This window comes from Cloacibacillus sp., from assembly GCA_036655895.1.
Taxonomy (GTDB): domain Bacteria; phylum Synergistota; class Synergistia; order Synergistales; family Synergistaceae; genus JAVVPF01.
Window position 1 is genome coordinate 40818 of the sequence record JAVVPF010000008.1, and the last position, 25317, is coordinate 66134.

Annotated in this window: 25 protein-coding genes and 1 riboswitch; of the genes, 11 read left to right on the forward strand and 14 right to left on the reverse strand. The window is 55.6% G+C overall.

Going from position 1 to position 25317, the window contains the following annotated elements:
• Positions 1 to 24: 24 nt before the first annotated feature.
• On the reverse strand, positions 25 to 345 hold the full coding sequence (locus RRY12_04085; GenBank protein ID MEG2183835.1) for a pyrimidine/purine nucleoside phosphorylase: 321 nt from the start codon (positions 343 to 345) through the stop codon (positions 25 to 27).
• Positions 346 to 457: 112 nt separating this feature from the next.
• Between RRY12_04085 and nudC the strand changes: the two genes are divergently transcribed.
• The 5 genes from nudC (at position 458) to RRY12_04110 (ending at position 4738) form a co-directional block, all read left to right on the forward strand.
• The gene (nudC, locus tag RRY12_04090) at positions 458 to 1228 is read left to right on the forward strand and encodes an NAD(+) diphosphatase (GenBank protein MEG2183836.1); all 771 of its coding nucleotides are present in this window, start codon (positions 458 to 460) and stop codon (positions 1226 to 1228) included.
• Between the two features lie 45 nt (positions 1229 to 1273).
• On the forward strand, positions 1274 to 1801 hold the full coding sequence (cobO, locus tag RRY12_04095; protein MEG2183837.1) for a cob(I)yrinic acid a,c-diamide adenosyltransferase: 528 nt from the start codon (positions 1274 to 1276) through the stop codon (positions 1799 to 1801).
• 137 nt (positions 1802 to 1938) lie between these two features.
• Entirely contained in the window at positions 1939 to 2424 is a 486-nt protein-coding gene (locus RRY12_04100; GenBank protein MEG2183838.1) for a rubrerythrin family protein, read from the forward strand.
• A 188-nt stretch (positions 2425 to 2612) separates the two neighbouring features.
• On the forward strand, positions 2613 to 3734 hold the full coding sequence (locus RRY12_04105) for a nitronate monooxygenase family protein (GenBank protein ID MEG2183839.1): 1122 nt from the start codon (positions 2613 to 2615) through the stop codon (positions 3732 to 3734).
• A gap of 263 nt (positions 3735 to 3997) precedes the next feature.
• A complete protein-coding gene (locus RRY12_04110; GenBank protein MEG2183840.1) occupies positions 3998 to 4738 on the forward strand; it encodes a prepilin-type N-terminal cleavage/methylation domain-containing protein in 741 nt (246 codons plus the stop codon).
• A 66-nt stretch (positions 4739 to 4804) separates the two neighbouring features.
• Here RRY12_04110 and RRY12_04115 read toward each other — a convergent pair whose 3' ends face one another.
• The 7 genes from RRY12_04115 to RRY12_04145 form a co-directional block, all read right to left on the reverse strand.
• A complete protein-coding gene (locus RRY12_04115; protein MEG2183841.1) occupies positions 4805 to 5878 on the reverse strand; it encodes an ATP-binding cassette domain-containing protein in 1074 nt (357 codons plus the stop codon).
• Positions 5875 to 6873: an iron ABC transporter permease gene (locus tag RRY12_04120; protein MEG2183842.1), complete on the reverse strand. Its 999-nt coding sequence runs from the start codon at positions 6871 to 6873 to the stop codon at positions 5875 to 5877. The genes RRY12_04115 and RRY12_04120 overlap by 4 nt, the downstream gene beginning before the upstream one ends.
• On the reverse strand, positions 6870 to 7970 hold the full coding sequence (locus RRY12_04125; GenBank protein ID MEG2183843.1) for an ABC transporter substrate-binding protein: 1101 nt from the start codon (positions 7968 to 7970) through the stop codon (positions 6870 to 6872). Before RRY12_04125 ends, RRY12_04120 begins: the two co-directional genes overlap by 4 nt.
• Positions 7967 to 9109: a nitrogenase component 1 gene (locus RRY12_04130; GenBank protein ID MEG2183844.1), complete on the reverse strand. Its 1143-nt coding sequence runs from the start codon at positions 9107 to 9109 to the stop codon at positions 7967 to 7969. Before RRY12_04130 ends, RRY12_04125 begins: the two co-directional genes overlap by 4 nt.
• Positions 9106 to 10434: a nitrogenase component 1 gene (locus RRY12_04135; protein ID MEG2183845.1), complete on the reverse strand. Its 1329-nt coding sequence runs from the start codon at positions 10432 to 10434 to the stop codon at positions 9106 to 9108. The genes RRY12_04130 and RRY12_04135 overlap by 4 nt, the downstream gene beginning before the upstream one ends.
• Complete coding sequence (locus RRY12_04140) at positions 10431 to 11192, reverse strand: nitrogenase iron protein NifH (GenBank protein ID MEG2183846.1); 762 nt, start codon at positions 11190 to 11192, stop codon at positions 10431 to 10433. The genes RRY12_04135 and RRY12_04140 overlap by 4 nt, the downstream gene beginning before the upstream one ends.
• Before the next feature lie 260 nt (positions 11193 to 11452).
• Positions 11453 to 12034 (reverse strand): hypothetical protein, encoded by a 582-nt coding sequence (locus RRY12_04145; protein MEG2183847.1) that lies wholly within the window; start codon positions 12032 to 12034, stop codon positions 11453 to 11455.
• 228 nt (positions 12035 to 12262) lie between these two features.
• Here RRY12_04145 and RRY12_04150 point away from each other — a divergent pair, with 228 nt between their 5' ends.
• Positions 12263 to 12613, forward strand: a complete 351-nt coding sequence (locus RRY12_04150) for a helix-turn-helix domain-containing protein (GenBank protein ID MEG2183848.1) — start codon at positions 12263 to 12265, stop codon at positions 12611 to 12613.
• Between the two features lie 190 nt (positions 12614 to 12803).
• Here the strand turns inward: RRY12_04150 and msrB are convergent, their stop codons facing one another.
• The 5 genes from msrB to hisS form a co-directional block, all read right to left on the reverse strand.
• Positions 12804 to 13781 carry a peptide-methionine (R)-S-oxide reductase MsrB gene (gene msrB, locus RRY12_04155; protein MEG2183849.1) on the reverse strand — a complete coding sequence of 326 codons (978 nt, stop codon included), beginning with the start codon at positions 13779 to 13781 and terminating at the stop codon, positions 12804 to 12806.
• 250 nt (positions 13782 to 14031) lie between these two features.
• Positions 14032 to 14571, reverse strand: a complete 540-nt coding sequence (locus RRY12_04160; GenBank protein MEG2183850.1) for a nitroreductase family protein — start codon at positions 14569 to 14571, stop codon at positions 14032 to 14034.
• Between the two features lie 31 nt (positions 14572 to 14602).
• Positions 14603 to 15298, reverse strand: coding sequence for a metal-dependent hydrolase (locus tag RRY12_04165; GenBank protein MEG2183851.1), 696 nt, complete (start codon positions 15296 to 15298; stop codon positions 14603 to 14605).
• Positions 15299 to 15466: 168 nt separating this feature from the next.
• Positions 15467 to 17254 carry an aspartate--tRNA ligase gene (gene aspS / locus RRY12_04170; GenBank protein ID MEG2183852.1) on the reverse strand — a complete coding sequence of 596 codons (1788 nt, stop codon included), beginning with the start codon at positions 17252 to 17254 and terminating at the stop codon, positions 15467 to 15469.
• Between the two features lie 30 nt (positions 17255 to 17284).
• A complete protein-coding gene (hisS, locus tag RRY12_04175) occupies positions 17285 to 18535 on the reverse strand; it encodes a histidine--tRNA ligase (protein ID MEG2183853.1) in 1251 nt (416 codons plus the stop codon).
• Positions 18536 to 18721: 186 nt separating this feature from the next.
• Here hisS and RRY12_04180 point away from each other — a divergent pair, with 186 nt between their 5' ends.
• The gene (locus RRY12_04180) at positions 18722 to 19735 is read left to right on the forward strand and encodes a proline racemase family protein (GenBank protein ID MEG2183854.1); all 1014 of its coding nucleotides are present in this window, start codon (positions 18722 to 18724) and stop codon (positions 19733 to 19735) included.
• A gap of 27 nt (positions 19736 to 19762) precedes the next feature.
• Positions 19763 to 21463: a dihydroxy-acid dehydratase gene (ilvD, locus tag RRY12_04185; GenBank protein MEG2183855.1), complete on the forward strand. Its 1701-nt coding sequence runs from the start codon at positions 19763 to 19765 to the stop codon at positions 21461 to 21463.
• Positions 21464 to 21525: 62 nt separating this feature from the next.
• Here the strand turns inward: ilvD and RRY12_04190 are convergent, their stop codons facing one another.
• Entirely contained in the window at positions 21526 to 21810 is a 285-nt protein-coding gene (locus tag RRY12_04190; GenBank protein ID MEG2183856.1) for a type II toxin-antitoxin system RelB/DinJ family antitoxin, read from the reverse strand.
• Between the two features lie 85 nt (positions 21811 to 21895).
• Positions 21896 to 22003, forward strand: a riboswitch (TPP riboswitch).
• Positions 22004 to 22053: 50 nt separating this feature from the next.
• On the opposite strand from RRY12_04190, the gene cytX reads away from it, so the two are divergent.
• The 3 genes from cytX (at position 22054) to RRY12_04205 (ending at position 24993) form a co-directional block, all read left to right on the forward strand.
• Positions 22054 to 23229, forward strand: a complete 1176-nt coding sequence (cytX, locus tag RRY12_04195; GenBank protein MEG2183857.1) for a putative hydroxymethylpyrimidine transporter CytX — start codon at positions 22054 to 22056, stop codon at positions 23227 to 23229.
• A gap of 102 nt (positions 23230 to 23331) precedes the next feature.
• Complete coding sequence (locus tag RRY12_04200) at positions 23332 to 24600, forward strand: class II fructose-bisphosphate aldolase (GenBank protein ID MEG2183858.1); 1269 nt, start codon at positions 23332 to 23334, stop codon at positions 24598 to 24600.
• A gap of 252 nt (positions 24601 to 24852) precedes the next feature.
• Positions 24853 to 24993, forward strand: a complete 141-nt coding sequence (locus RRY12_04205; protein ID MEG2183859.1) for a hypothetical protein — start codon at positions 24853 to 24855, stop codon at positions 24991 to 24993.
• Positions 24994 to 25317 lie beyond the last annotated feature (324 nt).

Below are 25317 nucleotides of genomic sequence, written 5' to 3' on the forward strand. Positions count from 1 at the left end.
GTTTATATCTTTTCTTAAGTTTAGTTACGCCTTGATGTACGAGCAGAGATACTGCACCGGCACGTAGCAGCGGAAGCCGTATTTTGAATCGGCGGGAAGAGTGAAGCTTTCTCCGGCCTTTACGTCCATCCAGCCGTCGGCGCCCGGCATCTTCACCTGGCATACACCGTCTGTGATGTCCATGATCTCAGAGTCGCCCACGCCGAACTCATACTCGCCCGGAAGGAAAAGGCCCAGCGTCTTACGGTCTCCGTTTGGCATAAACACAGTGTGGCTCACCACTTTACCGTCAAAATAGACATTAGCCTTTGCCACAGCGGTTACATTTTCGAGCTTTTCTATCATAAAAACGCCTCCCAGAAAATATTATATGATAAATAATAGTGTCCAATTAGCCAGAAGTCCAGTAGAATAATCAATAATGAAAAACCAATCATTACGAGAGAAGGATTTTTGAATGTCTCTTTGCTACATATTTCAAAACGGAAAAATAATCCTCACCGCCGACGGCCGCGTGCCGGAGAGGGGCGAGTGCGCGGAGCTTCGCCGCGGCGTCATAAACCGAGGGCTGTTGGACAAAGAAGAGCCAGACGGAGACCTCTGGGCGGAGCTTTCGCCGGAGACCGAACTTTGCGCCGGAATGGACGCCTGCGAACGGCGCGTCAGTTGGACGTCGGTCGGAGAGGAACAGTTCTTTCGCATAGGAAAAGCCTTCCACTACATGGACTGGCAGCGGACGCACAGATTCTGCGGCAAATGCGGGGCGCCCGCGCGCTTTGACGCCTCCGAACTTGCGATGCGCTGCGAACGGTGCGGAGAATTATACTATCCCGTCATCTGCCCCGCCGTCATCGTCTGCGTTGAAAAAGAGGGACGCATACTGCTCGGACATGGCGTCAACTTCCCAAAAGGCCGCTACAGCGTCCTCGCCGGCTTCGTCGAACCGGGCGAAAGCCTTGAAGAATGTGTGGCGCGCGAAGTCTACGAAGAATCAAACATCCGCGTCAAAAACATAAAATATTTCATGAGCCAGCCGTGGGCCTTCCCGCGCTCGCTGATGCTCGGCTTCACCGCCGAATGGGCGGAAGGCGAGATCAAGCCGCAGCTTTCCGAACTGACCGACGTCCGCTGGTTCGCGCCAGACGAGATACCGGACTACTACCGCGGCGTAAGCATCTCCGCCAAACTTATAGAACATTTCATAAATAAACAGACAAACTACCGATGATGCAGACAGTCGCTTTCGCGATAATAAAAAGAAGGGGGTACCGCCATGTTTGACGAAAAAGGGCTGATACAGATCTACACAGGAAACGGCAAAGGCAAAACCACAGCCGCGCTGGGACTTGTCCTGCGCGCCTCGGGGCACGGCGCGAAAATCGCGGTCGTGCAGTTCATGAAAGGCTGGGACGGATACGGCGAGCTTGTCTCTCTGCCGCGCGTGCCAAACGTCACGCACGTTCACACCGGGCGCACAAAATGTATATTCCGCGGCGACGAGATACAGGAAGACTTCGACGAAGCGGCGCGCGGCTTTGCGCTCGCGGCGGAGTTTTTAGCCTCCGGCCAGTACGACCTGGTAGTTCTCGACGAAATAAACGTAGCCGTAGACTTTGGACTTATAAAGGCGGGCGACGTCATAAAGGCGCTTGCAGAAAAAGCCCCGCGCACAGAGGCGGTGCTCACCGGCAGAAACGCGCCCGATGAATTTATAAAGGCCGCCGACTTCGTCACAGAGATGAAAGAGATCAAGCACCCGTATCAAAATGGCGTCGCCGCAAGAAAAGGCGTTGAATTTTAAAACCCTTTCAAATTATCTAAAATGATTCTTGACAAAATTAGATAATGGCGATAAACTAAAACTGTTCTGAATAAAAGACGGCAATTAGCGTTAAAGCACTGACAATAAAGAATAACACTCAAGGAGGAAATTTAATTATGGCAACTCAGGAAAATTTCGCAACAGCATTCGCAGGAGAATCACAGGCAAATCGTAAATATCTTCTTTACGCCGACCAGGCGGAGAAAGACGGCTTTCCCGGCATCGCGAAGCTCTTCCGCGCGACAGCGGCGGCCGAGACCATCCACGCGTTCGCAGAATTCCGCGCAATGGGCGGAGTAGGCACCACAGCCTCCAACCTTCAGGCGGCCATCAACGGCGAGACCTACGAATTCACAGAGATGTATCCTCCTATGATCACAGAAGCCGAGTCACAGGGCAACAAAGAGGCCGTCCGCATCTTCACCTACGCAGACAAGGCCGAAAAAATACACGCGGCTCTCTACACCGACGCGCTGAACGACATGAACAACACAGAAGCCGACTACTACCTCTGCCCCATCTGCGGCTTCATCCACAAAGGCGCCACCACAGATTCATGCCCCATCTGCGGAGCGAAAGCCTCAATATTCCAGAAATTCTAAGTCACGACCTCCTCTCAACAACCAACGGCCGCCCTTACCGGGGCGGCCGTTGGTGTTTTCTTAACATATCGTTCCACTTTCGCCTTTGGCCCTTGCCAAAGGCAAAATTTTAGAATAGTATATATACATTTCCACTATTCACAGTTGGAAATTAATAATTTTAGGACAATAGCTGAAAGGAATTAAATATGGAAAACGAATATACAAATCTTCCGAAATTAACTATAGGCGCACATACGCCTAGATACCCCATCATACAGGGCGGCATGGGCATCATGGTCTCTGGCCCAAAACTTGCCGGCGCGGTGGCGGCGGCGGGCGGCATAGGTACTATAGCCTCCGTCGGTATGGCCGCATCATGCAGCGATTTTGACATGAACTCCGGCGCTAAAAACATCGAAACGCAGAACAACAAAATACTCGCGCAATACATAACAGAGGCCAAGGCCGCGTCAAACGGCGGCGTCATTGCCGTCAACTGCATGTGCGCCTTAAGCGACTACGAAGAGCTGGTTCGCACCTCATGCGAAGCGGGCGCCGACATCATCATCTCAGGCGCAGGCCTTCCGCTCAAACTGCCGCAGATAACGGCCGACTTTCCAAACACGGCGCTCGTCCCCATTGTCAGCAGCGTCAAGGCGGCCGGGCTTATCCTCTCCCGCTGGGTCAAACACTACAACAGACTTCCCGACGCCTTCGTAGTCGAGACGCCGAACACCGCGGGCGGTCACCTCGGCGCGCGCGACGCGGAGCAGGCGATGGAAGAAAACCTCTCGCTTAAAGAGGTCGTCCCCGCGCTTGTTGCATATCTGAAAGAGCAGGGGTACAACATCCCAGTCATCTCCGCCGGAGGCATCTGGGACGGACGCGACATGAAAGAGGCCTTTGCGATGGGCGCAGTAGGCGTGCAGATGGGAACACGCTTTGCCGCAACGGAAGAGGGAGACGCCTCCGACCGTTTCAAGCAGGCCTACATCGACGCGGAGGACAAAGACGTCGTGCTGCTGAAAAGCCCATGCGGGCTGCCGGGACGCGCGATAATGAGCCCGCTGCTAGAACGCTATTTTTCCGACACGCTCGATATGGCGAAATGCCGCGCCGCCTGTCTTTCGCACTGCCTCTGCCGCGTGAAGCACGAGACCTTCTGCATAGCGGACGCGCTCGTCAGCGCCTACAAGGGAGACTGGGAAAACGGCCTCTTTTTCTGCGGCAGCAACGTCGGCCACGTAAAGTCTATTCTGAAGGTGAAAGACCTCATGACGGAGCTGCTTTCGGAATTCAGCACGCCGGAGCCCGCTCCTTTGCGCTAACAACACGCGCTCTGGTTTTGCAAAAGATAAAAGTTCGCATGATGGCCCCCGTCGACAAGACGAGGGCCATCGTTATATTTCGGCGGCGCTGCTGCGCCCCCCGCCGTAAGTAAAATAACAAGCATCGCAGAGCGCAAAAATGGCAAAACGTTCACTTTTGCGCGCCGACGTATTGAAAATTGCGACGCAGACGAGGTATAATAAGACGAAGAAAAATAGCGCTGATTGATAGATCTTAAATAAAAAACAGGAGAACCATCAAGATGGATAAAGGACATGGATTTACGCTGGTAGAGGTGCTGATAACGCTTGCGATAATAGGGATACTTGCGTCGCTTGGCTTTGTCAGCTTTGGAAAGGCGACGGACCGCGCGGGCGACACCGTCTGCCTCGCAAACAGAAAAACTATCATGCGGGCCTACGAGATAGACAAAAATTCAAAGAGGCCGGCGCCGGACCTTAAGGCGTTCGTAGCGGCCAGCTACGACAACATGATAGACAACGAAAAAGCGCGCTGCCCCGCGGGCGGCGTATACTCCGCCTCAAGGGACGCCGTGACGAGCAGGGAGATAGTGGTCTGCTCTCTGCCGCGCCATAACGACGGCGTGGCGCCGGACGGTGGGTTATCCGCAAATAGCAAATGGGAGGACGCCGTAAAGGACGGGCTAAAGCCCGGAGATATATTTGAGAAGGACGGCGTATATTACGTAGCTACTACCGATTTTAATGGTAACTTCGATAAAAATATACCTTCCGGCAAAACACCTGAGGAAATCGCGCGCGCCCAGCAAAATGCCGACGGCGGCCTTGTAAAATTAACTGGTAATAAATTTGATTGGCAAACTACTCCACTTCCGTTTTCCATTTCCAGAGGAGATGTCATTATATTTAATGGAACCACCTATGTTTGTCGACTGTCGGTCAGTACATCTTTTAATGTGGATGCAAACAATTACAACAGAGTTGTTCTAGACACCCTACCAGATTTGTTTAAGCTGCCATAGCACAAACCAATATGAGTCACAAGAATAAGGCATATTTCCATGCGATGAAATTTAACCTACATTCCCCTATATCTTAGAATAGACCGTTTTCGCGCTCACTCCGGGGCACATGCCCAGCTTTCCGGAGAGGGCGCTTATCGTTTCGTTCGGCGCGTCCATTATGATGCTTATTATGGAGATGCCGCGCTCTCTGTACGGCATGCCCATGCGCCCTATGATGTAGTCGCTGTAGTTGTGAAGAAGCTGGTTTATCTTCTCCGCGGCCTCCGGGTCTTCCACTATTATCCCTATCTGCGCTATCCTTGTTTCCATTTTTATCAGCCTTTCCGTACGCGCCGCGCCCTCACTGGGGGCGGGCACTATGCTCGTATATTCGCCTCTGCCTACGCGGTATCTGTGTATGTGGACGGGGACGTCGAAGGCTTTTTGCAGGTTCTCCTCCGTAAGGACCATCTCCGTAGCTCCGAACATCGCGCTTTTATCTGGCAGCAGAAGAAGCGCCTTCTGCGAAATGTCCATCGCGTGCTCCGGGTAGTGCGTGTTTATGACGGCGCTTATGTTTCGCTCCTTGCAGAGCGTCGAGATGGTGCGCAGCACCGCCGACTGGTTTTTAAAGTCCAGGTTCGACTCCGGCTCGTCCAGCACGAGAAGCCTGGGGCGCGCGGCGAGCGCTCGCGCTATCATGACAAGCTGGTATTCCCCGCCGCTTATTTTACTGCAAAGTTTGCCGGCAAGATGTTCCACGCCGGCAAGCGCCATCGCTTCGCGCGCCGCCTCTTCGTCTTTTTTTCCCGGCATCGCAAGTTCGTTCATGTGCGCGCTGCGGCCCATCAGCACCATTTCGCGCACGGTGTAGACGAACGACGAAATTTTCGCCTGAGGCACGTAGCCTACGCGGCTCCAAAATTCCCGCTGGCGCAATTTTTTTATATCCTCACCGTCGAGGTAGGAGGCGCCGCGCCGCCATTTGCGCAGGCCGAGCATACATTTCATGAGCGTCGTCTTTCCCGCGCCGTTTGCGCCAAGCACCGCGAGTATCTCCGGCTCGCTTACGCTGAAATTTATGTCGCAGAGGCAGTCGGCGCCGCCGTCGTAGCAGAAGCTGCCGCCGCGCACCTCAAAGGAGCCGTTCGTCTTCATGCGCGTATGCCTCCCGTCTTTCGCAGCAGGATTATGAAAAAGGGCGCGCCTATTACCGCAGTCAGAATAGAGGCCGGTATCTCCGAGGCCGCCGCGCTGCGCGCCGCCGTGTCTATGACAAGCATGAAGAGCGCGCCAAGCGCCATGCTGGCGGGCACTACGGCACGGTTGTCGTTGCCAAAGAGCATACGTGAGGCGTGAGGGATGAGCAGACCGACCCAGCCGATTAAGCCGCACATTGAGACGACTGAGGCCGTTATCATGGCGGCTCCCGTTATGACGAGCAGCCGGACGCGCCGGACGTTTATGCCAAGCGATGCCGCCTCGTCTTCGCTTAAGGTCATGGCGTTGAGCTTCCACCTGTAGAGCCATATAACGAGCATTCCGGCGCAGATGAGAGGAGATCCCATCGCAAGGCTTGCGCGCGTCGCGGCGGACAAGCTGCCCATGAGCCAGAAGGTGATGGCGGGCAGCACGTCCTGAGGGTCTGCCGCGTATTTGACGAGTGAGACGAGCGCGGCAAAGAGCGCGCTTACGACCATGCCGGCCAGTATCATCATGATGACTGACGACGCGCCGCGCACGCGGCTGACGAACATAACGAGCGCCACGGCGGCAAGGCCCGCGGCAAGCGCCGAAAGCTGCACGAGATGCGACGGCAGCCCGACAAGTATGCCAAGCACCGCGCCAAACGACGCGCCAGTGGCCACGCCCAGCGTGTCGGGCGTGGCGAGCGGGTTTGAAAAAAGCGCCTGAAAGGCGGCGCCCGCGACGCCTAGCCCTGCGCCCGCAAGCAGAGCGAGTGCGATGCGCGGCAGCCGGATGTTGAGCACGACGCTGCGGGCCATCTCCGAGACCTCGACGCCCGCAAGCCCCGGCAGCAGCGCGCCCGCTATTTCCGCAAGCGTGACGTGAAAACGTCCCGCCGTCATCGCGGCAAGCGAAGAGAAAACGAGCAGCGCGGCTATCGAAAAAATCAGCGCGCCCTTTCTCATTTAGTCTGGTTCACGTAGCCGGAGGCCGAGGCGCGCCCCTGATTGAAGACCTGTTTCACCTGCTTGTCCGTCAGAGTGACGCCGTATATTTTTTTGTAGTAGCCGCGCGTCTCTTTTTCTATGTCTACGTTTTTAAAAAGCTGCGGGTAGACCTTCTGCGCCGTCCACAAAAGCGTGACGGGCGTGTCTATGCCCGGCGTGTAGCTGCGGTAGGTGCCAAGCGGCATTTTGTAGACCGCCTTGTTCTTGACGGCGCGCACGCCGCTCCAGTCGCGCCCCGGCGTTTTGTTCGAGTAGAGGTCCTCCGGCAGCGCCGGCGTGAAGTTTGTTATGAAGATGACGTCCGGGTTCCATTTATAGACCTGCTCCATCGTTATGACGGCGTTCATGTTCTCCGCCGGAACCTCTTCCGCCGCGTTCTTCGCACCTACTGCGTCGCACCAGTACTGGCCGAAGAAGCTCTTGCCGGAGGTCACTATTTTTTTATCGTCGTACTGGAAGAGGTAGAGCACCTTTTTGCGCGCTTCCGGCTTTATGTTCTTCACCTTTTTTTGAACGTCGGCGTAGACGCTTTTGCTGTAGGCGGAGGCTTCGCGGCTCTTCGCGCTCTCTGGGAATATCTGGCTCAGCGTCTTTATCCATTCGTCGTAGGTGCGCAGCACGTCGTAGTTCCACTTTGTAGGCGAGATGGCGACCGCCGTGAGGCCCGCCGCGCGGATCTTTTTGCCCATCTCCTTGTCGCCCGCAAGATAAAAGACAATATCGGGACGCAGCGTCATAAGCTCTTCGATGTTTATGTCAGAGCCGCTTGTGAAACCAGTCTGCGCCTTCAGTATATCGGGGAAAAGCTCGCCCAGCAGCCCCGCCTTCGCAGCGCCCATAGAGGCTGGGGGGATGCCCACTATTTTTTTGGCCGAGTTCAGAAATACCGTCACGACCGACGCAAAGGGAAGGATGCCGGCAATGGCTACCCTTTCTATTTTGTCTGGAAGAGTTACTTTAAAGCCGTCCTCGTCCGTTACGACGCGCGCGGCAAACGATGGGGCGGCAAACGACATAACCATCGCCGCCATTAAAAGCACAGCCAGTTTTTTCATAACGAAAGCTCCCTTTCTATCCATTCATTAAAAGCTCCGCCGATAAATATCGGGATGTCGCTTCGGTAGATGCGCCCGGAAAAACCCTCGTGCGGCAGGCTGACAAAGCGGCAGTCCGCCGGGGCCGCCGCGCGAAAAAGCGGGTCGGCTATCACTATATCCGCTTTTTTCAGCGTAGAAAATATCGCGTCTTCGTCGGGAAAGCCAAGCGGCGATATGGCGCGCACCCCGCGCAGGCGATAGTCCTCACGCAGCGCGCGCGCTATCGAGGCGCACTGCACCGGCTCGCCTATGACGAATATCTTGTCGTCTTCCGCAGCGCGCGGCGCGTTCAGCAAGCTTTGGTCCTCTCCACAAGCCGCCGCCTTTTCTATGAGCGCGAGCATTTCAAGCGTCACGCTTTCGCCGACCGGAAGGCCGGTGACGCACGGCGTGCCGTATATCTCGCGCAGCGCAGCAGCCGGCCCCTCTCCGCAGGATGAAACGACTACGTTCACGCAGGCCTCTCCCGCGTGCATCAGCTCATCCCACGAAGAGCCCATCGCCCAGCAGCCGACGACGGAACAGCCGTTTTCCTCAAAGAGCGCCCGCAGCGCGGGGACGTTGCCCGTCACCGAAAAATCAAGCGGCGTGACGCCAAGCAGATTGACGGATGGGCGCGCACCGGACGCGCGAGGCACGCGCGTTACATCCTTGCCGCAGAAGCGGCGCGCTATCGCCTCAAGCGCCATCGAAGCGCCGCTGTTGTAGGAGTGCATGCTGTTCGTCGCAAGCCCCAGCGTCGGCATCCCGCACCGCGCCTCTATAAGCCGCGCTATCGCCGGCAGGTCCGTCCCCATCATCATCGGGATAGGCGTCCCGGCAACGGCGACAAACCGCGGCTTCAGCTCCAGCGCTGCACGGCATACGTCGCAGATGAGCTTCTCGTCGTCGCCCATAAGCGCGTCCACCTCAGCGAGGGCGGAGACGTAGACCATAGAGGGCATATCGTACCAGCGCGGCTCGTCGTGCGTATTGTAGGTGGAGTTGCAGCCCGAGGCGTCGTGCATTATCGTCATGCCGCCCATCTCATAGAGCGCGGAGGCGACGCCCGAGACGTCCGCCGTATATGTCGAAAGTATCGAACTTGTCTGTTTCAACAGCAGCACCCCCAGCCCTTCACCTGAATGATTTTCTTGGTATCTTTTTCGTTTATCACAGCCTCGCATATCTCCTCCGCCATGCGCGCTATGCCGTCGTAGCCCCAAAAACCGCCGCCTTCCAGCACATTGACGAAGTGGGGCGTATCCGTGAAGTAGGCCGCCTTTTGACCGATGGCTATAGTCTCGTCCAAAGAAGAGGCGTTTGCGCGCGGCAGAAGGCCCATCTTCGGATGCACCGTAGCCGCAAGCTCAAGCTCCGGGTATTTTTCGCGCAGCCTGTCAAAAGCGGGACGCTCCTCCGGTATGAACTGATCCGCGTAGACGCACGTCACGTGTATGCCGTGGTCGAGCAGCAGCTCCGCAAGCCCAAGCGGACGCGGCGTAGCCGTGTAGTCTATGACAACGGGCCTCTCTCCAACAAGACGCGCGGCATACGAAAGCGCGCGCTCCGCCTCCGCGCGAAGCAGCGCCGTATCTATCTTTGGGATCTTCAGGCGCGCCGCGAGCTTGTCAAGGTTTTCCTCAATCTCGCGCGCCTCGTAGCTGAGCGGCAGATAAATATAATCCTGCCCGATGCGCTCCTTCAGATCCTTCACAGCCGTAAGCGCCGCCGGCATATAGGCGATGTTCAGCGAGCTTTCGGCCATCTTCCGGTATTCGTCGAAGCTCTTGCAGGCCGTTATCTCACGCACCGTAAAACCGGCGCTTTTTAGCATCCGCACAAAGTCCGAAGAGGCCTCCGTAGGATAATTGTTGCCGATTATGTTGACCGCCTTTGCGTCAAGCGCTGGACGCCGTTCAAGAAAACTGTACAGCCGCGAGCGCGTCATTGGGTCTGGCGGCGTCTTCGTCTTTCGCATTATCGGGTTCATGTAGCAGTCGGTGAAATATATATCGGGAAAACGCGCGAGGAGCTTTTCGTAAACGTAGTTCAGGTCGCAGCCCATGAAATGGTGGATGCAGCTCGTAAAAATAAGGACGGCGGCGGGCTGCTTTGGGAGCTTATTGAGAATGTCGGTCACGCCCTCTATTATCAGCGCCTCCATGTCGCCGTCAAGCACGTTGTTCTCGCAGACGGCGATCGTTGAAAAGCGGCTCGACGCGCCCATCTCCGCCGCCGTGAGCACGACGCCGCGAAGACAGCCCTGCGCGCAGACATATATCTGATGGCTCTCCGGCAGCAGCATCGCCGTATGGACGATGTTCCAGAGGCCGCGCGCGGGCGAGCCGTACTCCACGCCGTATTCATAAGGCGCAAGCGACGCGGCCTCCTTTATTTTAACCGTAGCCCCGCTGTAATCCGGCTTGTGGAGGTCTATCATTTCACGCCTCCACAGGCGTCAAGCACATTTTTTGCAAGCGCGCGGTATTCGTCCGCCATTTCGCTCTCCGGGAAGGCTTCAAGCACAGTCTTCTGCAGCTCCTCCGCCTGCTGCACGACGGAGCTGAAAGGCAGAGCGCCAACAATGCGCGACTCGATATCCGCCGCCAGCTCCTCCACTTTTTCCTCTTCGCGCGGCACGTTCCTGCGGTTCAAAATTATTCCGCCAAGCGACGCGTATCCGCGCTCGCGGAAATTCGCCACAGCCTGCGCGATATTGGCCGCGGCGTGAAGCGCCATATTCTCGCCGCTCGTGACGACGAAAACCTTCTTTGCGTAGCCCTCGCGTATCGGCATAGCGAAGCCGCCGCAGACGACGTCGCCAAGCACGTCATAAATCACGGCGTCCGGCCTGTATATCTCAAAAGCGCCCTTTTCCGAGAGCTTCTCCATCGCCGCTATGATGCCGCGCCCAGCGCAGCCAAGCCCCGGCGCGGGGCCGCCCGCCTCGACGCAGAGGACGCCCGCAAAGCCCTCCGTCACCATCTCTTCAAGCGAAAGCTCGGCGCCCCGTTTTTTTATCAGCTCCAGCACCGAAGGCGTCCGCCCGCCTCCGCGAAGATTCACCGTAGAGTCGGCTTTCGGGTCGCAGCCGATCTGCATTACGCGCATCCCCGACTGCGCAAAAGCAGCCGCAAGATTTGACGCCGTCGTAGATTTTCCAATGCCGCCCTTGCCGTAAATCGCGATCTTTATCATCCAAACGCCTCCAAATATAAAAATCCCTCTGCCGTACAAAGACAGAAGGATTTGGCATTGTTGAAAGACCAATCTTTTATATCACGCCTTCTGACTCCGAACATATCATCGTCAATTCAGAACGATTTCTATTTATTTTTACATCTGAATCATACCACCAGAGACGCAATAATTGCAAGTGGGAACGGCTATGGACTTTAGCTTTTTTACCGCCAAACTCGCAAGGCGCGCCTATTTACATTTTGATCCTAATAATTATGCTAACAATGCTGATAATCATGATTATTAGAGTTGTCAGCATTGCTGACGCCGTTTGGCCGCGCCGCGGCGTCAGCGTATTGACGGGCTTTGGGAGCCTCGCCTGTGGCCGCCGTGATATAGGGAAGACGCGGCGCGTCGAATAGCTCTCCGTCGTAAAAATATCTCTTTGCCTCATCCATGTCATTCAGCACAGCCCAGACCTCTTTTTTGCGGGCGCCAGAATCGTCCCAGATTTTATGAACGGAATACAACACCGGCCTCCCGTAAATATCTTTGTATAAAATATGTTCCTCATGGATGCTTTCGTAGCATTTTTTTACAAAAGCTGCGCTGAGCGCCGCCTTTGTATAGTCGTCTCCGAGAAACTCAAAATGTTCATTTATAATTGCGGTCGTCCTCGTCACACGTCCGCAGCTGGAATCGCTTTCATCGTAGGGATTGCCGAACCTGTCCGTCGCCTGCTTTGGCGTGCGGGCGTCCGCCTCGTCTATATCACGGCGGCGGAAACGGCGCCCGGCACGGATAAAAACGGCAATCGCAGCTGCAAGCGCCGCACCAATCAACGCAAAAGTTTCGAGCATACGACCCCACCTCTCCTTCTGTTCTGCAAATTTTTCCCCGCAAGCTATGAAGCAAAGACGACCGGCAACGCTTAACCATTTCTGGCGCACAGATGTAAGAATGTTCCAGCATTATTATATAAATTTTTCAAATAGTCAACACTATATTACACGATTTTGTAAGCGTTATCTTATAGACAGTACTCTTTTGCCTTTGTAAGCTCTTTCTTGCATGGGAGTGAGAAACTTTTGACAATCGGCGGCAGGATAAGGGAAGTTCGTAAACTTAACAGGATAACTCAGGAAAAACTTGCGGAACTGCTCAACGTTTCGCGGGTCACAATTTCCTCATGGGAAAATAATGAAAACGCTCCCACAGTGGACAACATCGTCTCGCTTGCTGAAACCTTTCGCGTCTCCATCGACTATCTGCTGCGCGGCGCTGAACCTGAAACCGACTGTGAAATGCCCGGCAGACTTTCATCTCCGAAGCAGGAGGATATTTTCCTCGACCTCTTCAAAAGCCTCGGCCCAGTCGAACGCGACGAAGTGATAAAATTCATGCGCTATCAAAAAGCGCTCTCCGAGGGGAAAATGTAGCCTCTTATTTTTCTCGGCACCCGGATATGAGAGGCTGCGCCTTCATTTTGCCGCACCTCTGTCTAAAAACGGTAAAAAGTTTCGTCCTCCGACGTTATGCGGAGGACGAATTTTTTTACTTCACTATGGCTGTGAGCATAAGCTTTTTTAAAGCCTCACGCAGTACCGTTCTTGCCTCTATTTACAGGCTCTATTTCACGTATTTTTTCAGCTCGCCGTATCCTTGTTTGTCCATTTCTTCGTAGGGGACGAATCTCAGCGCCGCGCTGTTGATGCAGTAACGCGCGCCGTTTGGAGATTCCGGGTCGTTTGTGAAGAGGTGGCCCAGATGAGAGTCTCCGGCGCGGCTGCGAACTTCGGTGCGGCGCATGCCGTAGGAATCGTCTTCTTTATATACGATGGCGTTGTCGTCTATGCCTTTGGTGAACGCGGGCCAGCCGCAGGAGCTTTGATATTTGTCGGACGACGAAAAGAGCGGTTCGCCTGTGGCGGCGTCTACGTAGATGCCGCGCCGCTCTTCTTTGTAAAATTCGTTGTCAAAGGCCGGCTCCGTCGCGTTTTGCTGCGTCACCGCGTACTGCCGCGGCGTCAGTTTCTCTTTCAGCACAGCGTCGGAGGGCTTTTCATATTTTTTCGCGTCTACTTTTATTTCGCGCGCCTCCTTCATCTCCTGCGGTGAGATATGACAGTAGCCGCCGGGGTGTTTCGTCAGGTAATCCTGATGGTATTCTTCGGCCTTGTGGAAATTTTTAAGCGGCTCTATTAGCACATAAAAGCCGTTTTCGGCGCGGCGTTTTTCAACCGCGGCAACCTTTTCAACTATTTTTTTCGCAGCTTCGTCGGTGTAGAATATCCCCGTCTGGTACTGCGTGCCGACGTCGTTGCCCTGCCTGTTTTCAACGCTTGGGTCTATTACTTTGAAAAAGGCAAAGAGCAGCGTTTCAAGCGAGACCTTCGTTTTGTCGTATTCCACGCGAACGGTCTCGCGGTAGCCCGTGCCTCCGGCGCAAACCTGCTCGTAGGAGACCTCGTCCATCGGTTTTCCGTTTGCGTAGCCGGAGACGGCGTCTATTACGCCGGGGATGCCTTCCATATATTTTTCAAGCCCCCAGAAGCAGCCGCCTGCGAGATATATTACGTTTTTTTCTGCATTTGCATTTTTTTCCATACTTGCACCGCCTTTCTTTAAAGCCGCATTATCCCCCGCCGAGGCGCTTTCGCGCAATGTGAGAAATGCTGTGCCAACCACAGCCGCCATTATCAATATTACGCACGCTAATTTTTTGAGTTTCATGCGGACCTCCTGTTGATAATTATTTTAAATTAACTAGATGATAGCACTTTCTCTGGCAATAAAAAAGAGGGGATCTCTCCCCTCCCGCATTTTGCCTCATTTAAATTTTTTTGCTGCACGTCCGCTAGATTATCATTTTCGTGATTTCGCTTACGTCCTTGCGGTTTTTCTGGCGGCGCGTGTCGTCGCCGGGGTAGCCTATCGCAACTATGGCGCGCACGGTGTCGCCTTCTGGCATTCCGAGCAGTTTTTTTACCTCCGCGTCGTCGAAGGTGCCGATGACGCAGGTGCCGAGGCCCTGTTCCTCCGCCTCAAGCAGCAGGTAGGCGGTGGCTATGCCCACGTCGCCCGCCGCGAAGTGTTTGCTGCCGTAGGTCTCCGTCACTTTCGGCATGAGGATGACCTCCGCGTCTTCCGCGACGACGATGAAGGCTGGGACGTATTCGGTCCATCTGTTGAGCCCTATCTGCTGGCAGAGCTTAGAGAGCGCCTCTTTTGTCTCTTTTTCCGTCACTATGACGAAGTTCCACGGCTGGCTGTTGCAGGCGGACGGCGCAAGCGACGCGGCGTTGACGCAGCGCACGAGCAGTTCGTCGTCCACCCCGGTCTCACGGAAGCTGCGGCAGCTCTGTCTTTTTGTAGCGAGTTCATAAAAATCTTTCACAAAATTTCCCCCTGTCGGTTGTCTAAACGGGTTAGTATTCCAGTGTTTCGCCGGGCTGCAGCACTATTATCTCCGTGCTGAGGAGGCTTGCGTTGCTCACTGCGGTCACGAAGTCTTCCGGGTCGGCCTTTATTTTGGGGAAGGTGTTGTAGTGCATCGGGATCGCCTTGACTGGGTTGATGAAGCCTACGGCGCGCGCCGCGTCTTCTATGTCCATCGTGAAGCATCCGCCTATCGGCAGGCAGGCTACGTCGATGTGTTCGGCGGCAAGAAGCTGCATGTCCATAGTGAGCGCCGTGTCTCCCGCGTGATAGAGCCTTTTGCCCGCAAGTTCGATGACGTATCCGCAGGCAAGGCCGCCGTAGCGGACCTCTCCGTTTTCAATGATCGGGTCGCCGTGGATGGCGGGCGTCATTTTGACGCGGCCAAACGGGTAGGTCACGCGTCCGCCTACGTGCATACTTTCCGTGCGCACGCCCTGCGCCGCAAGCCAGGTGGCCGTTTCGCTGCAGGTGAAGACTGTGGCGCCGGTGCGCAGAGCAATTTCTATCGTGTCTCCGAGATGGTCTCCGTGCGTATGGGTGAGAAATATGACGTCTACTTCGGTGAAGTCAGAGGCCTGTTCCACGGCCTGCGTGTTGTTTGTCAAAAACGGGTCTATGAGCGCCTTAAAGCCGTCGCTCTCAATGTAAAACGCGCTGTGTCCAAGGAAACGAAGTTTCGGCAAAATATATACCTCCAATAGTTAATAATTATTTTAATCTTTATTTCCTGCACCTATTATACCCGATATATTTCAATTATAAGCAGGGCGGATTACTTACGCAAACGATGGGATTATGTACAAAAACGGCCCTCGCGTTACGCAGCGAAGGCCGTTTTATGATTATAAAGGTTATACGAGCGGCTTTACCGTCTTTATCGAAAGTTCTTCCAGCTGTTTGGCTTCAACTTCTGTTGGAGCGGCGGTCATCGGGCACTGCGCCTTCTGGTTTTTCGGGAAGGCCATGACGTCGCGGATGGACTTGCTGCCGGTCATCAGCATGACTAAGCGGTCTAGGCCGATGGCGAGGCCGCCGTGCGGGGGCGTGCCGAAGCTGAGTCCGTCGAGCAGGAAGCCAAAACGGTCGCGCGCCTGTTCCGGCGTGAAGTTGAGCGCCTGGAAGGCCTTTCCCTGCATCTCGGGGTCGTGTATCCTTATGGAGCCGCCGCCCAGCTCCGTGCCGTTGAGCACGACGTCGTAGGCGCGTGAACGCACCTTGCCCGGCTCCGTCAGCAGATGTTCCATGTCTTCGTCCATCGGCGCCGTGAACGGATGATGCACCGCCGTGTAGCGGCCGGTCTCCTCGTCCCATTCAAAGAGCGGGAACTCAGTCACCCAGAGGAAGCGGAAACCTTCCTGCACCATGCCGCGCTCGCGGCCCAGCTCAAGGCGTATCTGCCCCAGTATTTCGCAGGCTTTGCGCCAGCTTTCGTCGGCCATGATGAAGAGCGCGTCGCCGTCCTCTATCTGCGAAAGCTCTTTGAGCTTCGCAAGCTGGTCGTCGCTCAGGAATTTCACAAGCGGGCCTTTGAGTTCTCCGGCCTTCACCTGGAAGTTCGCCATGCCCTTCGCGCCTAGCGCCTTCGCGCGGTTTTCAAGGTCCGTCATCTCTTTGCGTGAAAGAGACGCGCCGCCTGCAAGACGGAGCCCCTTTATCGTGCCGCCGTTTGCGACGAGCGCAGCAAACGGATTTTCGCCGCCTGCAAAGACCTCTTCAAGGCTGACCATCTCCATGGGGATGCGGAGGTCGGGCTTGTCTGCGCCGTATTTGTTCATCGCCTCGTCCCACGTCATGCGCTGAAACGGTGTGGCCACCTCAACGCCCTTTAGTGTGGTGAAAAGCCCAGCCAGATAGTTCTCGACGAGCCTCATTATGTCCTCTTCGGTGATGAAGCTCATTTCAAGGTCTATCTGCGTAAATTCCGGCTGTCTGTCTGCACGCAGATCTTCGTCGCGGAAGCATTTGACTATCTGCATGTACCGGTCAAGGCCGCTCACCATCAGAAGCTGCTTGAAGAGCTGCGGCGACTGCGGCAGAGCGTAGAAGGCGCCGGCGTTGACGCGGCTCGGCACAAGGTAGTCGCGCGCGCCCTCCGGCGTTGATTTCGTAAGCATCGGCGTCTCAACTTCGATGAAGCCTTCGTCGCCGAAATAGTTGCGCGTGTAGCGCGTCACGTCGTTGCGCATTTTGAGGTTGTTCTGCATCGTCTCGCGGCGCAGGTCGAGATAGCGGTATTTCATGCGCAGGTCTTCGTTTACAGAGTCTGCGTTGTCTATCTCAAACGGTATCAGCTTCGACGGAGAAAGCAGGATGAAGTCGTCCGCAAGCAGTTCCACCTGTCCTGTGGGCAGTTCGGGGTTTTCTGTGCCTTCGGGGCGCTTGCGCAGACGTCCCTTTACCGCGAGCACATACTCGCTGCGGAGGGCGCCGGCGCGCTCGTGAGCTTCCGCGTTGTGCTCCGGGTTGAAGACGACCTGAGTGACGCCCGTCTTGTCCCAAAGCTCAATGAAGATTATCCCGCCAAGGTCGCGGCGGCATCTGAGCCAGCCGTTCAGTATAGTTTCTTTTCCCGCGTCTTCAAGCCGCGGCGCGCCGCAGAAGATATTTCTCTGCCATGATGCGTCGTAATGTCGGTCCATCAAGTATTCCCTCTTCTTTATATAAAAAATTTATTTCAGCTTGTTGATGAGCTGTTCGGCGGTCATCTCTTGCTGCTCGCTCGTGCCCAGGTTTTTCACAGTGACGACGCCCTTTTCCATCTCCGTGGCGCCTATGATGCAGGCAAACTCCGCGGAGGCGCCGGCGGACTTCATCTGGCCCTTCATTGCGCGGCCCATGTAGTCCATGTCGGCGGAGATGCAGTTCATGCGCAGCGTACGCATGAGCGCCATCGCGTCAAGACGCGCGTCCGGCTCCGCCGCTACGACGTAGGCCTTGTTTGCCGGCTTTCTGCCGAAGCTGCAGCCCTGAGCCTCCATCGTGAGGATGACGCGCTCAATGCCGGAGGCAAATCCTACTCCGGGAAGGTGCGGGCCGCCGATGGCCTCAGAAAGATTGTCGTAGCGCCCGCCGCCGCAGACTGCGTTCTGTGAGCCGAGGTCGCCGGAAAGTATCTCGTAGGCCGTCTTTGTATAATAGTCGAGCCCGCGCACAAGGCGTTTGTCGTGGACTACGGCCGCGCCTATTTTGTCCAGCCCGCGCTGGAGCTGCGCGAAGTGATCCTTGCATTCGTCGCAGAGGTGGTCCATGACGGAGGGAGCGCCTTCCGTTATCTCCTTGCATATCGGGCTTTTGCAGTCCAGAATGCGCAGCGGGTTTCTGTCGTAGCGGCTCTTGCATGAGTCGCAGAGCTCGTCAAAGCGCGGCCTCAGATAGTCCTGAAGCGCCTTGCGGTAGACGGGGCGGCAGTTCGGACATCCGACGGAGTTCAGCACCACCTGAAGGTTTGAGAGGCCGAGCCTGCGGTAAAGCTCCATTGAAAAATCTATAACCTCTAGGTCGACAAAGGCGTCCTGCGCGCCGAGCGCCTCTATGTCAAGCTGCACGAACTGGCGGTAGCGCCCCTTCTGCGGGCGCTCGTAGCGGAACATCGGGCCTATGCTCCACAGCTTTGCGGGCTGCGTGCCCTTCGTCATTTCATTTTCCACATACGAACGGACCATCGACGCGGTAAGCTCAGGACGTAGCGTGATGCTGCGGCCGCCCTTGTCGATAAAGGTATACATCTCCTTCTCAACGACGTCCGTCGTCTCGCCCACGCCGCGGCAGAAAAGCTCCGTATGCTCGAAAATGGGGAGATGCACCTCTTTATATCCATAGTCGTCCGCAACATTGCGGCACATATTAGTCACATAAGCCCACTTCCAAGATTCATCGCCAAGTATATCTCTTGTTCCACGCGGCGCCTTGACAGCTTCCATCCTAACCGCCTCCTGATAAGTATGTAGGAAAATATTGATTCCATATTAAAAGGATATAATACTTCATATATGGCGTGAAATTCAAGGCTTAGTTGCTATTTTTACAAATTTTCGCTCATATTTCAGGGGCTTTTGACAAAGGCGCGGCTATCACGTATAAAATAAAAGACGGAGAGTGATGTCATCATGATGGAATTTGTAAGAACAATAGAAGCAATAGACGCGCACACGGCGGGCGAGCCGATACGCGTCGTCACGTCGGGCATCCCTAAGATCCCAGGCGGCACGATGCTTGAAAAAATGGATTATTTTGCGCGTCACTACGACGGCATACGCCAGATGATTTTAAAGGAGCCGCGCGGCCACAAGGACATGTTCGGCGCGGTGCTTGTGCCGCCTGTTACGGACGACGCAGACCTCGGCATACTTTTCATGCACAACGAGGGCATGAGCACCATGTGCGGGCACGGCACGATAGGCACTGTGAAGGCGGCCGCGGAAACCGGCCTGCTCACGCTCGCGGAGGGCGAAAACATAATAAAAATAGACGCACCTGCCGGACGCATCACAGCGGAGGCGGTCGTTGCAGGAGGACGCGTGCGCAGCGTCGCCTTTACGAACGTTCCGGCCTTCGTTTATAAAAAAGAGATAGTCATTCCGGTGGACGGCGTCGGAGATGTCACAGCGGCCGTCGTATACGGCGGCGCCTTTTATATCTTCATCGAGGAAGAAAAGCTGGGCCTTAAGGTGCTGCCCGAAAACACAGCGGCTCTTACGGCGCGCGCGATGGAAATGAAGCGCTGGGTCAACGCGAACATGGACGTCCATCATCCCGAAAAGCCGGACATCCGCGACATCTACGGCGTCATAATAATGTCGCCCGACACACGCACCGAAGGCGGCTGCGCGGGGCGCCACATCTGCGTATTCGCGGAGGGCGCGGTGGACCGCTCGCCCTGCGGCACAGGGACGTCGGCGCGCATGGCGTTGCTTGTTGCACGAGGCAGGCTCGCGATAGGCGAAAAATTTAACGCGGCAAGCATCATTGATACGAAATTCGAGGGCACGCCGCTTGCTTCAGTCAAGGAATGCGGATACGACGCGATAATCCCAAAAGTCGCAGGCGGCGCGTGGATAACGGGCTTCAACCGCTTCGTGCTCGACCCGTCGGACCCTCTGCCCGAAGGCTTTTTAATATAAAATTTCATCATAAGGGAGAAAATAAAAATGACCTACCGTTCTAAGGAACATGGACTTTTTTCCGGCAAAGGCTCGTCCTCGCGCCGCGCCATCTACAAGGGCTGCGGCTATGACGACGGCGACCTTTCAAAGCCTCTCATAGGCATAGTAAACACGGCAAACGACGCGGGGCTGGGCCACGTGCATCTAGACAGGCTCGCGGCGCGCGTCCGCGCCGGCATCCTACAGGCGGGCGGCACGCCGTTTGAATTTGGCACGATAGCCACCTGCGGCGCCGTGCCCATCGGGATGCCTCACTTTCGCTACGAGCTGGTCATCCGCGACGTCATAGCCTCCTCCGTTGAGATAATGACAGGCGTGCAGCTGCTGGACGGCCTAGTGCTGCTTGCCTCCTGCGACAGCATCATCCCCGGCGTCCTCATGGGCGGCATCCGCGCCGACGTGCCCTGCATCGTTCTGACGGGCGGGCCGCAGGAGGTCTGCAAAAGCGAAGGGCGAAGCGTCGTCATGAGCGAGCTAGACCAGCTCGTCTTCGGCGCGGACTACGCAAACGACGAGGCGCGCGAAAAGATACGCTGGCTCGAGGACCACGTCTGCCCCGGAGCGGGCGCCTGTTCGCTGATGGGAACGGCAAACACCATGCAGATACTGGCGGAGGCGCTTGGCATGGCGCTGCCGGGCTCCTCCTGCGTGCCCGCCGTATATGCCGAAAAAGAACGCTACGCAACGCAGACGGGACGGCGCATCGTAGACCTCGTAAAAGAGGGCGTGAAGCCAAAGGACATATTGACGCGCGAGGCTTTGTTAAACGGCGTCATAGTGACAATGGCGCTCGCAGGCTCCACCAACGCCGTGCTGCATCTGCTCAGCTTCGCGCGCGAAGTGGGCGTCGAACTCACACTTGACGACTTCGACCGCCTCTCGGAGAGCGTGCCGGTAATTAGCCGCGTCATACCCACCGGACGTGCCACAATAATAGACCTCTACAACGCGGGCGGCGTGCCCGCGGTGCTTGGAGAGATGAAGGACTATCTGCACAAGGAGTGCCTCACCGTATCTGGACACACCATAGGCGAGATAGCCGAACTGCGCGTCTCGTGCGACCACGAGACGCTGACGACGGCGGCCGATCCCGTCTTTAAAAACGGCGGCATCGCCGTGATGCGAGGCAACATCACGCCAAACGGCGCGATATGCCGCACGACGACCATCTCGGAGAAGATACGCAAATTTGAAGGCCCTGCGCGCGTATTCAATTCCGACGAAGAGGCGCACCACGCCGTCGTAAGCGGCGGCATAAATAAGGGCGACGTCATAGTCATTCGCTACGAGGGCCCGCGCGGCGCGCCCGGAATGCGCGAAATGATGATGACCACCGACGCTTTAGTCGGCATCGGCATGGGACAAGAGGTCTTTGTGCTGACCGACGGACGCTTCTCCGGCTTCACGGAGGGCGCAGCCATTGGACACATCTCCCCGGAGGCCGCCGTAGGCGGAGTTATCGCCATCGTTCAAGACGGAGACAGGATAAAAATAGACATCCCGGCGCGAAAGGTAGACCTTCTGCTTTCAGAGGAGGAGATCAACAGGCGCCTCACGCAATGGAAGCTGCCGCTCAAACGCGAGCGCGGCATCCTTGGCATCTACGCCAAAACCGCGCTTCAGGCGCACGAAGGCGCCATGATAGACGACAGAGTGACCGACGAAAGCCAAGTACACGGAAGGTAGCGCGCAGCCTATAAATCACAAAAATAGCCGCGTCGGTTTGCTACCCCGATGCGGCTTTGATTTTAAAGGATATTCTGTTCATCGGCCATGGACTCCAGCTCTTCCATCGTTTTCATTACGATGTTTCCTTTTTTTACCTGCGTCTCCGACAGGTGAATGGCGCGGAGATTAGCGGGGCTGTAAAACGGGTCCATTGAGACCTCAAAGGGAATACGCCCCTCACGGCTCATTTTTTTTGCAAAAATCGTAAAGGCGGTGGTCATATTCAGGCCCAACTCCCTGCACGTCGCCTCCATATCTTTTTTCAGCTCTTCATCCATACGGATATTAACAAGTGTCTGCGGCATGGCAAGCACCTCCTTTGTAAAGACAATTTTACCACAATATCTTTACAAAAGTCTTCAGCATTTACAAATCGCCTTAAGCTGTTACAATAACTTCATGGGGAGCTTGCTTGCGCAGGCTGAGAGGAGGCGTCGCCTCGACCCGGTGAACCTGATGCGGATAATGCCGCCGTAGGGAGAATAGCTTGTTTATTTGTGGCTGTCTCATGCGGGGCGGCCACTTTCTATTTTAAGGAGTGTTTCAACATGGAAGATACAAAAAGGAGCACGAGACAGAACGCGCTCATTTGGTTTGGAGCCGCGGTATCCATCGCGGAAATCTACACGGGCACGCTCTTTGCGCCGCTTGGCATGGCGCGCGGCATGACGGCGGTCATCGCCGGACACATTGTAGGCGGGGCGCTGATGTACATGGCGGCGCTCATCGGCGGGCTCTCCGGGCGCGGCGCTATGGAGAGCGTGAAACTGTCGTTCGGCGAGCAGGGCGCAAAGTTCTTTGCCGCGCTCAACGTGCTTCAGCTGGTCGGCTGGACGGCGGTCATGATAATCGGAGGCTCCATCTCGCTCGGGCTGATACTAAACCCCATCTTCGGCACGCAGAACAGGCTTTGGTGCGCGCTCATCGGCCTCCTCATCGCCTTCTGGATAATGCTTGACATGAAAAATTTCGAGCGCGTCAATAAATTCTCCATGGCGCTGCTCTTCGTCCTCTCGCTTGTGCTGACGGCACTCGTCTTTACGGAAAACAGCGCGCCGGCGGCGGGCGGCAGCCTCTCCTTCGCCTCCGCTATGGAGCTTTCGTCTGCAATGCCGCTTTCGTGGCTTCCCCTCATCGCCGACTACATGCGCGACGCGAAAGAGCCGCGCAGGAGCGCGGCCGTAAGCACCGGCGTCTACTGCACCGTCAGCTGCTGGATGTACTTCATAGGCTTGGGCATCGCGCTCCACACGGGCGGCGCGGACGTGGCGCAGATAATGGCGGGCGCGGGGCTTGGCGTGGCAGGCGTTCTTATAGTGCTTTTCTCAACTGTGACCACCACCTTTCTTGACGCCTTTTCCGGCGGCATAAGCTTCCACGTCATCTGCTCCGGCGTAAAAGAAAAAGCGGCTGCCATCGCCGTCTGCGGAGCTGGCACAATGGCCGCTGTCGTCGGAGGCTCCGAAAGCTACGAGGGGCTGCTCTACCTCATATCCTCGGTATTTGCGCCGATGGCCGCCGTCATGATAGCGGACTTTTTTATATTAAAGAAAAATTACGCCGCCTCCTGCGTCTCAGTAAAAAATATGTGCGTCTGGTGCGCTGGCTTTGCGCTCTACAGGTATCTCATCAGCATTGATTTCAGTTGGGGCGTGACGCTTCCGGTAATTGCCGCCACAATGATGCTGACGGTGGCCGCCGGAAAGTTTTTACCCGGTAAATAGCGCCAAAATTGAGAAAATCACTTCTATTCTTTACTTTTTTCCACAAAAAGGGCTACAATATAGGTACTAAATACTTAGACACATTTTCAGGGGGAGATTCCAATGGATGTAAAGAGCAAAGCATATCAGGAACTGCTGAAAAAACGTCCGCTTAACGTACAGGCTCGCTTCGGCGATTCGGAGATGGGACTTGTCAGCGGGCGTGATATCGCGGCGGCGGCCAGAGAAGTCGATTCCATAGTACTCGCGGCAAACGCGCGCCATCCGCTCGTAGTCAAAGCGGTGCTTGCGGCGGCAAAGAAAAAGAATGCGGCGGTACTCATAGAGCTGGCAAAATCAGAGGCTACATACTGCGGTTCAACCTATGAAAACCTTCCCGAATACGCTCTCAAGTATTCGGCGGAGATGGGACACGGCGCGGTATTCGGCCTCCACGTCGACCACTACGCGATCAAAAGCGGCGCGGACGTACTCAAAGGCGTTGGCCACCTCACAAAGATACTGAACGGCGGCTTCACCTCCGTCGCCATCGACGCGTCGCACCTTGACGACTACGACAACTTCGCGGCCACTCGCGCGCTTGCGGACTGGCTTCCCTCGGAGCTTGGCCTTGAAGTCGAAGTGGGAGAGATAAAAGGCCCCGGCGAGCTCTCCACAGTCGAAGAGGCGCTCTACTACATCGGCGGCCTCAACGCGTGGCAGGTCTTCCCGGACTACCTCGCCATCTCAAACGGCAGCCTCCACGGCACCTACGACCCCACGGCCGGTCAGATGGAAGGCATCGACCTGACCCGCACAAAGGCGATAGCCGACGCCATCGCTCCCTACGGAGTGGCGATAGCGCAGCACGGCATCTCCGGCACGCCGCTTGACAAAGTATCCACCTTCCGCAAGTACGGCATCCGCAAGGGCAACGTAGCAACGCTCTTCCAGAACGTCTACTACGGCGTCAAGATGGATGAAAACACCGGAAACGCCATCACAGAGGGCGGCACCTACACAAAAGAAGCCGACCGCGGCGTCTCAATGGAACTCTGGGAGAAGATCGTCAAAGCAGCGGACGAAAAAGGCATGAGCCGCAAGAGCGGAGACTACAAGAAACTCAACCTCCCCTTCTGCGACATGATCTTAGCCGAGCCGCAGCCCGTCATCGACCGCATAGTCGATGAGATGACCTACTGGGCGGAGCGCTTCATCACAGCATTCGGAGCCGAAGGCAGCGCAGACGCCGTGGCCGAAATAATGGCAAAACGCGTTGATCAGAACGCGGCGCCCGACCGCAAAGTGCTTGGCGAAAGAAAGAACTACACCGAAGCCACAGCACCCGGCAAATACGGCAAAGTAAAAGACGGCAAGAACTACGACGATTAAAACAAGGCCGCAGCCAGCGCCGTTACCGTAAAACCTTAAAATGACGCCTCCATCCGGGGCGTCATTTTTTATCGTCATAAAACTGTACATTTGCACTATTTACCTATGTTGACACGTTATATCCACAATGATATTATAAAAACAGGCGATATAAAGTTTTAATGCGCCAAATAAAAGACAACATCTGAAAGCATAAGATTATTTACGTGCGTGACGCTGTTTTTATATTATATTAAAAGGTGGGGATATTTAATGAAAAGATTCATCGTATGTCTAATAGCGCTGTGCTGTCTGACGCTCTTTGTCGAAGACGCCGCCTGGTCCGCGCCTCGTATAGATTGTCACGCGGAGGCTGGCGCGCAATTCTGCCAGCCGCACTGCCCCCGAAACTGATTTTATCGCGCGGCAAATATAGGCTGCGGCCGTCATTTCACCAACGCCGGCCCCTCGCGCCTTCGCACCGCTTCTAGGGCCCGCTTGCGCCAAAAACGTTTATCCGCAAAACGCCCTCGCATCGCCGTTTTCACAGGCTGCGGGGGCGTTTTATTGTGCAATAACATTCCAGCCTCAATCAAACTATTATTCAAAATCCCATCATTTAATAAATAGAAAATAGGTAAAACTACGCGCACGCTTCGCTTTATGCCTAGTATATGTTGTATACATGAAATTTAAGTAAAAATTTAAGAAGGAGGGCCGTTTGGGATTTTCCAAAAA

Excerpts from the sequence above, each read along its gene's own strand:
- hisS (MEG2183853.1), bottom strand. The coding sequence starts at position 18,535 with ATGGAAGCTGTCAAGGCGCCGCGTGGAACAAGAGATATACTTGGCGAT.
- RRY12_04205 (MEG2183859.1), top strand. The coding sequence starts at position 24,853 with ATGAAAAGATTCATCGTATGTCTAATAGCGCTGTGCTGTCTGACGCTC.
- RRY12_04140 (MEG2183846.1), bottom strand. The coding sequence starts at position 11,192 with ATGATAAAGATCGCGATTTACGGCAAGGGCGGCATTGGAAAATCTACG.
- RRY12_04110 (MEG2183840.1), top strand. The coding sequence starts at position 3,998 with ATGGATAAAGGACATGGATTTACGCTGGTAGAGGTGCTGATAACGCTT.
- RRY12_04085 (MEG2183835.1), bottom strand. The coding sequence starts at position 345 with ATGATAGAAAAGCTCGAAAATGTAACCGCTGTGGCAAAGGCTAATGTC.
- RRY12_04100 (MEG2183838.1), top strand. The coding sequence starts at position 1,939 with ATGGCAACTCAGGAAAATTTCGCAACAGCATTCGCAGGAGAATCACAG.
- ilvD (MEG2183855.1), top strand. The coding sequence starts at position 19,763 with ATGACCTACCGTTCTAAGGAACATGGACTTTTTTCCGGCAAAGGCTCG.
- RRY12_04200 (MEG2183858.1), top strand. The coding sequence starts at position 23,332 with ATGGATGTAAAGAGCAAAGCATATCAGGAACTGCTGAAAAAACGTCCG.
- nudC (MEG2183836.1), top strand. The coding sequence starts at position 458 with ATGTCTCTTTGCTACATATTTCAAAACGGAAAAATAATCCTCACCGCC.
- RRY12_04120 (MEG2183842.1), bottom strand. The coding sequence starts at position 6,873 with ATGAGAAAGGGCGCGCTGATTTTTTCGATAGCCGCGCTGCTCGTTTTC.
- RRY12_04135 (MEG2183845.1), bottom strand. The coding sequence starts at position 10,434 with ATGATAGACCTCCACAAGCCGGATTACAGCGGGGCTACGGTTAAAATA.
- RRY12_04105 (MEG2183839.1), top strand. The coding sequence starts at position 2,613 with ATGGAAAACGAATATACAAATCTTCCGAAATTAACTATAGGCGCACAT.
- RRY12_04115 (MEG2183841.1), bottom strand. The coding sequence starts at position 5,878 with ATGAAGACGAACGGCTCCTTTGAGGTGCGCGGCGGCAGCTTCTGCTAC.
- msrB (MEG2183849.1), bottom strand. The coding sequence starts at position 13,781 with ATGGAAAAAAATGCAAATGCAGAAAAAAACGTAATATATCTCGCAGGC.
- cytX (MEG2183857.1), top strand. The coding sequence starts at position 22,054 with ATGGAAGATACAAAAAGGAGCACGAGACAGAACGCGCTCATTTGGTTT.
- RRY12_04180 (MEG2183854.1), top strand. The coding sequence starts at position 18,722 with ATGATGGAATTTGTAAGAACAATAGAAGCAATAGACGCGCACACGGCG.
- RRY12_04145 (MEG2183847.1), bottom strand. The coding sequence starts at position 12,034 with ATGCTCGAAACTTTTGCGTTGATTGGTGCGGCGCTTGCAGCTGCGATT.
- RRY12_04190 (MEG2183856.1), bottom strand. The coding sequence starts at position 21,810 with ATGCCGCAGACACTTGTTAATATCCGTATGGATGAAGAGCTGAAAAAA.
- RRY12_04125 (MEG2183843.1), bottom strand. The coding sequence starts at position 7,970 with ATGAAAAAACTGGCTGTGCTTTTAATGGCGGCGATGGTTATGTCGTTT.
- cobO (MEG2183837.1), top strand. The coding sequence starts at position 1,274 with ATGTTTGACGAAAAAGGGCTGATACAGATCTACACAGGAAACGGCAAA.
- aspS (MEG2183852.1), bottom strand. The coding sequence starts at position 17,254 with ATGGACCGACATTACGACGCATCATGGCAGAGAAATATCTTCTGCGGC.